This window comes from Marinoscillum luteum, assembly GCF_044005705.1.
GTDB lineage: Bacteria > Bacteroidota > Bacteroidia > Cytophagales > Cyclobacteriaceae > Marinoscillum > Marinoscillum luteum.
The window spans coordinates 18,912-30,852 of record NZ_JBIPKE010000004.1 but is presented as its reverse complement, the minus strand read 5'-3'; the positions used below and the strand labels follow the sequence as shown (position 1 = coordinate 30,852).

Annotated in this window: 12 protein-coding genes and 1 pseudogene; 12 read left to right on the top strand and 1 reads right to left on the bottom strand. The window is 42.8% G+C overall.

Annotated features, from left to right (window positions below; all coding sequences use genetic code 11):
- The 11 genes and pseudogenes from ACHKAR_RS00230 to ACHKAR_RS00180 form a co-directional block, all read left to right on the top strand.
- Positions 1-126, top strand: a pseudogene (locus ACHKAR_RS00230) (IS110 family transposase); the annotation flags it as partial.
- A gap of 527 nt (positions 127-653) precedes the next feature.
- A complete protein-coding gene (locus ACHKAR_RS00225) occupies positions 654-935 on the top strand; it encodes a type II toxin-antitoxin system RelE/ParE family toxin (protein WP_395415687.1) in 282 nt (93 codons plus the stop codon).
- A gap of 15 nt (positions 936-950) precedes the next feature.
- Positions 951-1,247, top strand: a complete 297-nt coding sequence (locus ACHKAR_RS00220; RefSeq protein ID WP_395415686.1) for a HigA family addiction module antitoxin — start codon at positions 951-953, stop codon at positions 1,245-1,247.
- A gap of 462 nt (positions 1,248-1,709) precedes the next feature.
- The gene (locus ACHKAR_RS00215; protein ID WP_395415685.1) at positions 1,710-2,603 is read left to right on the top strand and encodes a hypothetical protein; all 894 of its coding nucleotides are present in this window, start codon (positions 1,710-1,712) and stop codon (positions 2,601-2,603) included.
- A gap of 36 nt (positions 2,604-2,639) precedes the next feature.
- A complete protein-coding gene (locus tag ACHKAR_RS00210) occupies positions 2,640-3,362 on the top strand; it encodes a hypothetical protein (protein ID WP_395415684.1) in 723 nt (240 codons plus the stop codon).
- A 209-nt stretch (positions 3,363-3,571) separates the two neighbouring features.
- The gene (locus ACHKAR_RS00205) at positions 3,572-4,744 is read left to right on the top strand and encodes an ATP-binding protein (protein WP_395415683.1); all 1,173 of its coding nucleotides are present in this window, start codon (positions 3,572-3,574) and stop codon (positions 4,742-4,744) included.
- Between the two features lie 130 nt (positions 4,745-4,874).
- Positions 4,875-5,465, top strand: a complete 591-nt coding sequence (locus tag ACHKAR_RS00200) for a hypothetical protein (protein ID WP_395415682.1) — start codon at positions 4,875-4,877, stop codon at positions 5,463-5,465.
- A gap of 271 nt (positions 5,466-5,736) precedes the next feature.
- The gene (locus ACHKAR_RS00195; RefSeq protein ID WP_395415681.1) at positions 5,737-6,201 is read left to right on the top strand and encodes a nuclear transport factor 2 family protein; all 465 of its coding nucleotides are present in this window, start codon (positions 5,737-5,739) and stop codon (positions 6,199-6,201) included.
- Between the two features lie 33 nt (positions 6,202-6,234).
- Positions 6,235-7,128, top strand: coding sequence for a sugar phosphate isomerase/epimerase family protein (locus ACHKAR_RS00190; RefSeq protein WP_395415680.1), 894 nt, complete (start codon positions 6,235-6,237; stop codon positions 7,126-7,128).
- A 347-nt stretch (positions 7,129-7,475) separates the two neighbouring features.
- A complete protein-coding gene (locus ACHKAR_RS00185) occupies positions 7,476-8,078 on the top strand; it encodes a class I SAM-dependent methyltransferase (protein ID WP_395415679.1) in 603 nt (200 codons plus the stop codon).
- A gap of 208 nt (positions 8,079-8,286) precedes the next feature.
- Positions 8,287-9,975 carry an AMP-binding protein gene (locus tag ACHKAR_RS00180; RefSeq protein WP_395415678.1) on the top strand — a complete coding sequence of 563 codons (1,689 nt, stop codon included), beginning with the start codon at positions 8,287-8,289 and terminating at the stop codon, positions 9,973-9,975.
- On the opposite strand, the gene ACHKAR_RS00175 is transcribed toward ACHKAR_RS00180, so the two are convergent.
- A complete protein-coding gene (locus tag ACHKAR_RS00175) occupies positions 9,972-10,823 on the bottom strand; it encodes a DUF3298 and DUF4163 domain-containing protein (RefSeq protein WP_395415677.1) in 852 nt (283 codons plus the stop codon). The two genes, ACHKAR_RS00180 and ACHKAR_RS00175, sit on opposite strands and share 4 nt — an antisense overlap.
- 105 nt (positions 10,824-10,928) lie before the next feature.
- Between ACHKAR_RS00175 and ACHKAR_RS00170 the strand changes: the two genes are divergently transcribed.
- Positions 10,929-11,831 carry a DUF3078 domain-containing protein gene (locus ACHKAR_RS00170; protein WP_159584646.1) on the top strand — a complete coding sequence of 301 codons (903 nt, stop codon included), beginning with the start codon at positions 10,929-10,931 and terminating at the stop codon, positions 11,829-11,831.
- Positions 11,832-11,941 lie beyond the last annotated feature (110 nt).

Below are 11,941 nucleotides of genomic sequence, written 5' to 3'. Positions count from 1 at the left end.
GTTGATGAAGGAAAGAATAAAATGGCAGTCATAAATGCAGTTAGAAATAAAATTATCCATCGCGTCTTTGCTTGCGTTAGAAAAAATCAGAAATATGAAGAAAATTATAAGGGCCAACTTGCATAAGGCGTAGAAATCGCTCATCCGCCATGTGTCAAAGTGCTTGCTGAACGAACATCGAGAATCGCCCGCTTCACTACCCATTCTGAAACATTTGAGCTTCTAGACATTTTTGTTTTCTGGCATTTGATTTGTGGAACGCAGCTCTTCAGACGCTGATCGGGCATATGTCTCCCGATAGCTATTGGGAGTGCTCCTCCTCTTCTTTTTCAACCCAAACCTCAACTCCCAGGCGGGACGGCCCGACAGAATTCCGGGCGTGCGAGGGCCCCGATCATGATCGGGCAGGGTCGGAAGTGATCATTCTGTCATGATTTTTGGTTACTTTTCATCAAGGAAAAGTAACAGCCTGCCCGGCTTGAGGGCACCCCTATAGCCGGCAATGGTTTGATCAGGATAGAAAATCTGCTAAGATTTGGTAGAGAACGGGTGACAGCCAGGGGGTTGTTGGTCTGCATCTGTACTCCTCGAAATAGATTTCTTAAGCACTAACTTTTTACTTACCTTTAACGTTAGTAACGCTAAACGTTGGTATGATTTTATCATTTGGATCCAAAGAAACTGAAAAAGTTTGGAATGGAGAACGTGTAAGAAAGTGGCCTATTGAAATACAAACTGCTGGGCGAAGAAAATTGAGAATGCTCAACAACTCTCAAAGCATTGCAGACTTAAGAATTCCTCCATCTAACCGACTTGAAAAGCTAAGTGGGAACTTTAAAAGCTTTTATAGCATCCGAATTAACGATCAATGGCGAATTATTTTCATTTGGGAAGATGGGAATGTTAATGAAGTTGAAATTATTGATTATCACTGAAAAATTTTAAAGCGTATGGAGAAGCTACCGAACGTACATCCCGGAGAGGTTTTATTAGAAGAATTTTTAAAGCCGATGGCGATTTCTGCTTATCGATTATCTAAAGATTTACATATTCCACAAACACGAGTAAGCGAAATTCTTAAAAAGAATCGAAGAGTAACGGCAGATACAGCTCTACGGTTAAGCAAGTATTTTGGAACAACTCCTAAATTCTGGTTAGGTCTTCAAGACGACTATGACATAGAAGAGGCAATTGGAACTAAAACGGAAGAATTCGAAACAATAGAAAAAGTGACGACAGCCCAATAAACGTACTCTTGCACAACCCTTCCAAAACCTAAAACATGATCGGTCATTTCAACCCAAACCTCAACTGCCAGGCGGGACGGCCCGACAGAATTCCGGGCGTGCGAGGGCCCCGATCATGATCGGATAGGGTCGGAAGTGATCATTCTGTCAAGATTTTTGGTTACTTTTCATCAAGGAAAAGTAACAGCCTGCCCGGCTTGAGGGCACCCCTATAGCCAAGAATGCTTTATTTGGGATTTAAAATTGGCTGGATTTGGTAGCGTTACAGGTGAATCAGCCGCTGAGGAAATCTCTCTGCTTTCTAGGCTCAATTCATAGCTTTTATCTTCTGAACGCACTGCCACCTTGGATACTTTGAGCCCACTCCCTTGCCGGGCGCAGCGCATTCATTAGTTTTATCGAATCTTGTCAAACTCGGGAAAACACATTTTGGCTGAATGTGACATAATATTTGAGTACAGAATGCAAAAAATCAGACCATTTGGTATTTCACTCATGCTGTGCTTATTGATTATTTCAGAGGCACTCGGACAGATCACAGACAATCACTTCGAAGTAAGAGTTAAGAATGACAATGCCGGAGAAATTTCGAATTGGCTTCACACCGGAGATGATCTTGGCGAAACACACTCATTGCACCTGTCAGCCCACCTGCTAAAAAAACACACCCTATATAATTTCAGGATTATCCTTGAAAGCACAGAGTACTCTGCCTTAAATATAGAGACGGCCGAGCCCAGAGATATACTGTTCACCGAATTAAACAGTCTACAAATAGCCATTGACAACAATAAATTCGGAGACCAGTCATTTTTCTTTTCCGGTGCCGGGGGGCTGTACTACATCCAGGGCAATAAACTCACGATAGGTGCTGCAGGTCAAAAATATTACATGCACAAATGGGTAATAAGTAAACTCTATCCTAAGAGGTATTGGATCTATGATCGTTCACCTGTCAGGGACATTTTCGTGCCTTATGTTGAATTAAAGTACGGTCATAACCAGTTGCTTTTCAAAACCGCTCATTCGAGCTTGTTTACGGTCAATAATTTGGAAGGCAGGGTAGCTGGCAAGTTTCATTTCTCCGGCATTGGGGCAAGAACGTACTTCGATTTAAAATTGAGTGTGGAGCGATTCAACATACAGGATGTAGATATTGAATTGGAAGGCTTTTATCTGACAAATATCACGCAATACCAAACCGCCTATTTGCAAATAGGGACAAGGATTAACTTCGAGCATGTGGCCGTCTATACCCAGATCAATAAGCCAATAAAGAAATACCTCGACAACCCGCTGATTAAATATGATGATATGGAATTACAGTTTAACTATGGCTTTCTGTTCGTCTTTTAGCGGAGTGGGTGGGGTTTTGGTCTTTCTGAACCTCGCATGGCTAACAATGGTTTGTTTGAGGTTGGAAATCTACTACATTTGGTCAGGGCGGATGTCAAGCATGGGTTTGATATCCTTGTTCTCGCCAATAATCGTGAGCCTATGAGAAAGATTTGGAGTTATCTCAAACCAACTATTTTCATCATTGCACTTATTGCAATTTATAATATCTGGAATTACGCTATAAATGGGAGTCCAACTTTAGCTAAACTCACTGATGAATATTGGGTAGGATATTATGGTAATGAAGAACTTGAAGAGCTTTGGTTCATTTCAAAATTTTATAAGGCAGATGGAGTAACAACTATGATTGCACTCTCAGACGTTTCGCTTTCATTTGTTTTTGGTAAATCAGATAATAAGCATGTTGATAAATTCCATGTAGAAATAAATAGTAGGGATAGAGAACATGCTACTTTAACTTTTAGTTTGGAGGGAATCGGGCCCGTTTTCAGGGCGAATCAACTTTATTACGGTAAGAAGTATTTTTTTGGCCCTTTATTAAATGGGGATTTTAATAAGGTGTTACGAAAAAATCTTGACAAATCAATTAGAGGGGTATCAATTGACAAAATGAATGGCGATTATGTAAATTTTGAACTTGGGCAGGATATGCTCGCCAATGAACTACTTGATTTTGCTAACTCGTTGGTGTCCAAAGACTCACAATTTACTAGTATGGATGAGTTGAATGACTACTTTGAAATGAACAGGCGTTAAAAGGCGCTCTGCCCTTGTTGCAGTTGACTTCAATAAGCAAACATGGAGGGTGAGATAATCATCTTCCTGATGGGTGTATGCCCGCATGGCTAACAATGGTTTGTTTGAGATTGGAAATCTGCTACATTTGGTAGCGTTACAGGCGAGTAATGGCCATTGGTGGTTGTTGGTCGGTTGTTAGACACAATTACCGCTTAATAAAATAGTTGATGACGAAAGAAGAAAAACTAATAAAACTGAGATCAGTCTTTTCTCCAATGTCTCCAATAAAAAATCAAGACTTGTTTTTTGGGAGAATCCACCAGTTGGATAATGTTTGTGATGCAATTAATGAACAAGGGCAACATGCCATTTTGTACGGTGAAAGAGGAGTAGGGAAAACGAGCCTTGGAAACATTATGGCCACTCAGCTCACCAATGTTTTTCCAGTAAAGGTAACTTGCTCTAGAGATGATGATTTTAAGTCGCTATGGCATAGGGCTTTTCAAAAAATTCCGCTAGCAACGACTACAACCGGAATAGGATTCACGTCTGAAGAGCAAACAAGTTACACATCTCTTGCGTCAAGGATTTTAGATATTGAGGATGTTCTTCCTGCAAATATTGAATCGATGTTAATGCCCGTATTAAACAATCGTATTCTTTTTGTTTTTGACGAATTTGATAACATAAATAAGAATAGAGTTCGTGAGCAGTTTGCAGACCTCATAAAATCTTTATCTGATAATTGTGATAACATCACAATTATCATTATTGGTATTTCTGATAATGTTGTTAATCTACTTGGAAACCACCAATCTCTTGAAAGATGCTTGAAGCAAATACGAATGCCAAGAATGACTCCTGATGAGTTAGGAGGAATCATTGACAATGGAATCAACGTTTTGGAGCTAGAAATTGTCAAAGATGTTAGAAAGAAAATCCTAGAATTTAGTAGTGGCTTTCCTCATTATACACATCTACTCTGCAAATACGGTTGTAAAGCAGTGATCGAAGACGATAAGCTATCGTTTAATCGGTCATATCTAAAAAAGGCTATTGCCTTGGCTATTGAGAATGTTCAAGAACAAATAAAAGATGCCTTTAGAAAAGCTACTTTTTCGTCATCTGCAGAATCACAATGGGAACAAGTTCTTTTCGCTTGTGCAACTTCCAAAACAGATGAATATAACTGCTTCACAATAAAAGAGATAACAAACAGATTTGCAGATATTTCGGGCAAGGACAAATCAAAAGTGAACATATCATATAATCTTGGGAAACTTTGCCAGACCGAACGAGGTGCAATCCTAGAAAAAATTTCTATCGATGGAGGTGTGAAATTTCGCTTTTCCAACCCCTTATCTAAAGCCTTTGTAATTCTAAAAATGAATCATGGATGAAATGTGTCTAACAGAGACTATCATCCATAAGCTTACTGAGCCATTTGTAAAGGCTGGTGCGATGAGATACTTTTCTGGATATTTGAATAGTCCAGCTTACGGATGATATTTGGACCTTACTTGCAGTTAAATGGCATCAGAACTAGATGAATATTCACTCAATAGAGATAAAGTTTTCAAAGAACTAGGGAAATTCAATGTTCATTTCGAACAAATAACCCATTCACTAAAGGATTGCATCGCAACGATATTAATATCGAATGGCCTTAAAGATGAAACATATATTGATTGTATTACCTCGAAATTAACATCCGAACCCATACTGAGAATATTTCAATCTACGTCTTTGCATTTTTTAAGCAATAAGGAAGAAAAGGAAAAAATCAACCAAATATCAAACGTGTTTGTCGATTTAATTCAAGTAAGGAACATGTTAATTCACGCCTCCTGGATAATTGGTCTAACTAATAATGATCCAGAACCAAATGAACCATATATTCTTGGCATTAAAGCAAGAGTATCTAAAAAGGGAGTTAGTCTTTACAACCTAGGATTCAAAATAAAGGAACTCAGGGAGCTTAACATTAAAGTGGAAGCCCTTAATCAGTTTGCTTTCCAACTATCACAAAATATTTCACAGGGAGACAGAATGGACAACCTTGAATTCAATATCAATTTCAAATCTGAATTAAAGAAAATGACGTCACAACCAGGTACGTAAAAACGTAAGTAACAAACGCTCATCCGCCATATGTCTAAGTGCTTTCTAAAACTGATCAGCAACTCGACCGCTTCACTTCACCTTTTGCCAATTTCAGTTCACAGGAGTTATTGATCTTCTGAGCGAACTGCCACTTGGATACTTTGAGCCCACTCCCTTGCCGGGTGCAGCACATTTCACTATTTTACAGCGATTAAGCCAGTGGCAGGTGGGTGTGAAATACTAGTGGAAGCATTCCAAATCCGTCAAGCCAATGATTAATCTCAGCCCTATGAAACTAACCAGGCGTGCCCAGTTCGGAATTTTAGCATGGCTTTTACTAGCTGGTGGCAGTTGTGAAAATAACACGGAGAATACGTCAGCAGCAGACGAGATCAGACTAATGGAGCAACTCCACGTTCACGGAATTCTGGAGAAAGATTCATCCACGCTTAAGAAAATACTGGCTAAGGACCTGGTGGTCAATGCACCGAGCAACAACGTGGTGGACTTAAACATGGCGATGGAAGCCTTAAAGCTGGGATACATTGACTACACATCTTACGAGCAGAAAATTGACGAAATTAAGATCATCGAAAACATCGGAATCGTAATGGGGCTGGAAACGGTCATGCCCACAGGTTTAACCGGCCCGACCGGAACTGTAGAAAAGAGACGGTTTACGGATATTTGGATGTATCAAAATAACCAATGGTTGATGATCGCAAGACAGGCAAGTAATAGCTCTGTTGAATGATTAACCGAATGATCACCACTTTCAAACCTTGAAATGATGAATAGAAGAGATTTTATAGAGAAAACAGCCCTTCTTGGGGCGGCGGCGTTTTTACCCATCTCGACTTTTTCCAGCCATAAGGGCCCTCAATACAAGATGGGGCTCCAGCTCTACACCGTCCACAAAGACATGACCAGCGATACCCTTGGCACTTTGAAAGCGGCAAAGGCCATGGGTTATGAAGATTTTGAGACGTTTGGGTTTGATAGTGAAAAAGGCACTTTTTATGGATACCAATCCTCTGAGTTCAAAAAAATACTGGATGACCTGGAGATCACAGCCTCCAGTGGGCATTATGGGTTTTCTACCTACCTCCATCAGCCCGAAGATGACTTAAGGCGATTTGTTGATCAGTGTATAGAAGGTGCTCGCGCCCTGGACATGAAATACATCACCTGGCCCTGGATAGCACCAGAGCGAACCCTGGATAATTACAAGCTGATGTCTGAAAAACTCAATGTGATAGGGGAGCAGGTAACCAGCGGAGGCCTTGGCTTTGCCTATCACAATCATGGTTTTGAATTCATCGACCACAATGGCGAAAATGGCTTTGATGTCATTTTGAAGGAAACCGATCCTTCACTGGTGAAACTGCAGATGGATATGTATTGGGTCATGCACTCTTCGCCTTACACGCCCAAGGAGTTAGTGAGTCAGCAGCCGGGGCGGTATGTCATGTGGCATATCAAGGACATGGATAAAGTGACCAGGGATTACACAGAGCTCGGCAATGGTGCCATCGACTATGTGGAGATCCTTCCGGACCCTGTCGAATCCGGACTGGAGTTCTATTTCCTGGAGCAGGGAGGAAACTACGCGCACAGCCCCATGAAAAGTGTAGCTGACAGTGCTGATTACTTTAAAAAGCATTTGCAACAATACCTCTGAGTTGAAGGGTTTGCGCTAAAATTGCTGTTATTACTTGCAATATTGTTGCAAATACGCAAAATTGCTACCTCATCGTTACCCAGGCAGCATATGATACACGTCTTTATTACCGACATCCAAACCAGCAAACAATCGGAGCAGGTTATTGGGCACCTGAATAATCATTTTCCCCAATGGAGATTTCATGTGGACCTGAATGAAACAACCAAGCCTTACCCTTGTGGGCATACCATTTTGAGGGGAGCAGGTGATCTCCTACACCCGGTCGAAGTGACCACCACACTCGCACAATTAGGATTTAACTGTGAAGTTCTAAAGGACAAAGTTTGTGTTTAATCTGAAGGTAAATGGCTGAGTTTTGGGAAGAGTCCTTTAAAGACAAGCGCGAGATGTGGGGTTTGGAGCCAGCTAAATCCAGCATTTTGACCAATGATTTCTTTGTGGAACAGGGTGTGAAAAGTGTACTCATTCCAGGGATTGGATACGGAAGAAATGCCAAAATTTTCATGCAGAATGGCATGTCTGTGACAGGGATTGAAATTTCCCAAACCGCGATTGATATGGCTAAAAGCCACTTCGGGAATGACCTGATAATCTTTCATGGTTCGGTCACAGATATGCCTTTCGATGACCACTTGTATGATGGAATTTTTTGTTACGCATTAATTCACCTATTGGATCAGCATGAAAGGCTCAAACTAATCCGGGATTGCTATGACCAACTCTCAGACCATGGTGTGATGGTGTTTACGGTCATCACGCGAGAAGCACAGACCTATGGCCAGGGGACCCGCATAGGCAAGGACCGGTTTGAAATGTTCGGAGGAGTGAAAATGTTCTTCTACAATGAAGAGACTGTAGAGGAGGAATTTGGTGCATCGGGATTGTTTGAGATTTCTGAGGTGAATGAAAATTATCCGTTTTATATGATCAAATGCCGGAAAAGCTAATCACTGCCTAGATGAGGGTTCGATCTGTTGATAGCATCCCCCCATTACGTTTTTAGATTCCCGCCTTTTCATCAGGTTATCCCGGGATTCGGGGAGCGACCAATGCCCGCATTCTGTTTTTTAATAATTACAATTTATTTCCGGATTGGGATACACTAATTATCTTTAGCCAAAATGATTTGATTAATCAATCAAAATTTATCAAAAAATGAGCGACAAACCCTGGTTATCTAGTTACCCCAAAGGAGTTCCCCAAACCATAGATGCGGACAAATACAGCTCTCTACCGGAGCTTTTTGTCGAATCGAGAAGTAAGTACGGAAGCAAGCCTGCCTATGAGAATATGGGTAAACAGATCACTTTTGAGGAGCTGGGTGTGCTCAGTGACCAGTTTGCCTCTTACCTTCAGAATGTGCTAAAACTACAGCCTGGGGACAAGATCGCCATTCAGTTGCCCAATGTGCTGCAAAACCCCATAGCCATGTATGGAGCCCTGAAAGCGGGGCTCACTGTGGTGAATACCAATCCGCTTTATACCGCTTCAGAGATGAAGCATCAGTTTGTAGACTCAGGAGCCAAGGCCATCGTGATCCTGGCCAATTTTGCCTACAACCTGGAAGCTATTTTGAAGGACACCCAAATCGAACATGTCATTGTCACGCAGCTCGGCGATTTGTTGGGTGGCCTGAAGGGGGCATTGATCAACTTTGTGGTGAAGCGGATCAAAAAGATGGTGCCTGCCTACCAGCTACCCACTGCAGTCACTTTCAATGAAGCCCTCAAACAAGGGAGTGCTCATTCGTTTGTGGCTCCAAAAATCAACCCTGAAGACCTGGCGTTTCTGCAGTATACCGGTGGTACCACCGGAGTATCCAAGGGTGCCATGCTCACTCATAGAAATCTGATTGCCAACCTGCAACAGATCGAGGCGTGGCTGGCCGAAACCAACCTGGAGGAAGGTGAAGAAATTTTCATAGCGGCACTTCCGCTTTACCATATTTTCGCACTCAATGCCCACGCACTGCTGCCGGCAAAGCTGGGGGCCAAGAACATCCTGATCACGAATCCACGGGATATGAAGGGGTTTGTGAAGGAGCTGAAAAAGCATCCGTTTAGCCTCATCACAGGCGTGAATACCCTTTTCAACGGACTTCTGAATACTCCGGGATTCAGCGAGCTGGACCACAGCACCATCAAAGTGGCCCTGGCCGGAGGCATGGCCCTGCAGCGGGCGGTTTTTGACAAGTGGGAGCAAACCACTGGTAAGAAAATAGCCGAGGCGTATGGACTCACCGAGACTTCACCGGGACTGTGCATCAACCCAATGGGAGAGGGCAACCGGGTAGGCACCATCGGGCTGCCGCTGCCTGAAACGGACGTGCTGCTGCTCGACGAAGAAGGCAAAGAGGTAGGACCGGGAGAAAAGGGCGAATTGTGTACCAAAGGCCCGCAGGTGTTTTTGGGGTATTGGAACAAACCTGAGGAAACCGAGAAGTGCTTCATCAACGGCTATTTCAAGACCGGCGATATTGCCACCATGGACCCTGATGGTTATTTCCGGATTGTAGACAGAAAGAAGGAAATGATCCTGGTATCAGGATTCAATGTATTCCCCAACGAGGTAGAGGACGCCATCGCTTCGCACCCGAAGGTGCTGGAAGTAGGGGTGATCGGCGTGCCGGATGCCAAATCTACGGAGGCTGTAAAGGCCGTGATCGTAAAGAAAGATGGCAGTCTTACTGAAGATGAAATCAAAGCGTTTTGCAAGGAAAACCTCACGGGCTATAAGTGTCCCAAGCACGTGTCTTTTACCTCAGAGCTTCCAAAATCGAATGTCGGTAAGATTCTGCGCCGGGTCATCAAAGAGGAAGATGCCAAGGTAAATACCTACGATTAAGGCATTTTGTGTTTGTACAGCCCGGTCAGGTCTTTGAAGGGAATGGTGAGGATGATGGGATTTTGCGCATTGGAGGAGATTTCGTCCGCATTGTAATAAAACACGATTCCCGATTTGCTCACCCCAAAATCTTCGCTGAGGCTGAATTGATCATCGTCGAACAGAAAGCCCTTGTCAGATAATTGTTCTTCGGGGGCTATGTTGTATTGTTTTCTGAATTCCTTTTCGGCCAGATCCTGCAGCTTGGAGGTACTGTTGACAAAGTAGCGAAGCTCTTCTATTTTTTCCCCGTCGGCAGCAATATTCAGATAGGAAACGGACGAATTGGGGTGAACACCACCAGTGTAGCTGGAATGATTGATCACCAGCGAAATGAAATTGCGATCTGTTTTACCCACCGCCACTTCCAGACGGATATACCAGGGCGTGATGCTCTCCGGGAAATTCTCCTTGAAGTCCTGATAGCTGGCGATGAACATTTTGCACAACTCGTCGGTATCTTCTGTACCCTCTGCTTCCATGATGTAGTCACTCAGTGTGCGGTTGATTTCCTCCGTCAGCAGCGAGTTGATAGAGGCATGCGTGTCATGCCCGGCTGCAAACACCGGGTAACTGATGCTCACCTCAGAACAAGCTTCAGGCGCACAGTTTGCACTTTTCTTCTGCACAGTCTGTATTTCAAAGTCGTAGCTGATGGGCTTATATTCCGTCACCTCAGCGGGGGTTTCGGTTTGTTTTTTGGTAGTATCACAAGAAACGATACTCCCCAGTAAAAGGGCGAAGAGGGAAATTGAACGTGTTTTTGGTAGGATTAAACTATAAAATTCGGGCAGGAAGTAAATTTTCATTTGTTTTGTAACCATTAAGTAACAGAATATACAAGCTATATCACCGCTTAAATTTTGTGAATAGTTTCCACATGTAATAATCGTCTTACAATTTCTTTTAAACGTATGAATTTTAAAATTTTACTTTCTGCGGGCATGATATTATGCTCTTCGCTGCTTTTTGGACAGGTAAAAGACACTACCTATTGGGTCTCAGGTGGCTTTGTAGCAGCCACCTTTTCACAGGTTTCACTGAGCGACAGCTGGTCAGCCGGTGGTACCGAAAACGTTGCCATCAATGGAGCCACAGGACTCTTTGCGGATTATAAGAAAGCCAGAAGTACCTGGGAGAATTCATTGGACCTGGGCTACGGCATGATCAACCAGAACAATCAGGGCTTTCAGAAGTCTGATGACAAAATCAACTTTGTGACCAAATACGGATACCGAATCAAGGAAGGCAATGCCAATTGGTTTTTTAGTGGCTTGCTGGATTTCAGAACCCAGTTTGATGAAGGATTTACCCAAACAGAAGATGGAAGGGACAGTTTGATCTCTAAGTTTATGGCGCCTGGCTACCTGACCATGGGGCTTGGAATCGACTATAAACCTAACCCTAAGTTGTCTTTCAATTACATTCCCCTCACCGGGAAGTTCACTTTTGTGAACGACCAGACACTGGCAGACAAAGGTGCCTATGGTGTGGATCCGGGTAGCAAGTCGAGGGCTGAGCTTGGATCTTTTTTGAGGATCAAGTATAAGGATGAGGTATTGAAAAATGTGAATGTTGAGACGAGATTGGAGCTGTTTTCAAACTACATAAAAGATTTCGGAACGATCGATGTGAACTGGCAGACCACCGTGGTGATGAAAGTGAACAAAGTGCTTTCGGCCAACCTGTTCACTCACCTGATATACGATAAAGACATCAAAACCCAGACAGATGAGGGTGAAGAAGCCCGGGTACAGTTCAAAAGTGTGTTTGGTGTGGGTCTGGCTTACAATTTCGGAGCTCAGAGAGCCAAATAACATAGATTTAAAATTTCAAAACATCGGTTAAGCGATGTAGTATGAAGAGGAGGACCCGCTTATTTAGATGGCGGGTCTTTTTTTAGTTATTGCCCTGCAATCATCTACAT

What these genes read in the sequence shown, in the direction of transcription:
- ACHKAR_RS00225 (WP_395415687.1), top strand. Translation starts at nt 654, where the DNA reads ATGATTTTATCATTTGGATCCAAAGAAACTGAAAAAGTTTGGAATGGA.
- ACHKAR_RS00220 (WP_395415686.1), top strand. Translation starts at nt 951, where the DNA reads ATGGAGAAGCTACCGAACGTACATCCCGGAGAGGTTTTATTAGAAGAA.
- ACHKAR_RS00215 (WP_395415685.1), top strand. Translation starts at nt 1,710, where the DNA reads ATGCAAAAAATCAGACCATTTGGTATTTCACTCATGCTGTGCTTATTG.
- ACHKAR_RS00210 (WP_395415684.1), top strand. Translation starts at nt 2,640, where the DNA reads ATGGCTAACAATGGTTTGTTTGAGGTTGGAAATCTACTACATTTGGTC.
- ACHKAR_RS00205 (WP_395415683.1), top strand. Translation starts at nt 3,572, where the DNA reads ATGACGAAAGAAGAAAAACTAATAAAACTGAGATCAGTCTTTTCTCCA.
- ACHKAR_RS00200 (WP_395415682.1), top strand. Translation starts at nt 4,875, where the DNA reads ATGGCATCAGAACTAGATGAATATTCACTCAATAGAGATAAAGTTTTC.
- ACHKAR_RS00195 (WP_395415681.1), top strand. Translation starts at nt 5,737, where the DNA reads ATGAAACTAACCAGGCGTGCCCAGTTCGGAATTTTAGCATGGCTTTTA.
- ACHKAR_RS00190 (WP_395415680.1), top strand. Translation starts at nt 6,235, where the DNA reads ATGATGAATAGAAGAGATTTTATAGAGAAAACAGCCCTTCTTGGGGCG.
- ACHKAR_RS00185 (WP_395415679.1), top strand. Translation starts at nt 7,476, where the DNA reads ATGGCTGAGTTTTGGGAAGAGTCCTTTAAAGACAAGCGCGAGATGTGG.
- ACHKAR_RS00180 (WP_395415678.1), top strand. Translation starts at nt 8,287, where the DNA reads ATGAGCGACAAACCCTGGTTATCTAGTTACCCCAAAGGAGTTCCCCAA.
- ACHKAR_RS00175 (WP_395415677.1), bottom strand. Translation starts at nt 10,823, where the DNA reads ATGAAAATTTACTTCCTGCCCGAATTTTATAGTTTAATCCTACCAAAA.
- ACHKAR_RS00170 (WP_159584646.1), top strand. Translation starts at nt 10,929, where the DNA reads ATGAATTTTAAAATTTTACTTTCTGCGGGCATGATATTATGCTCTTCG.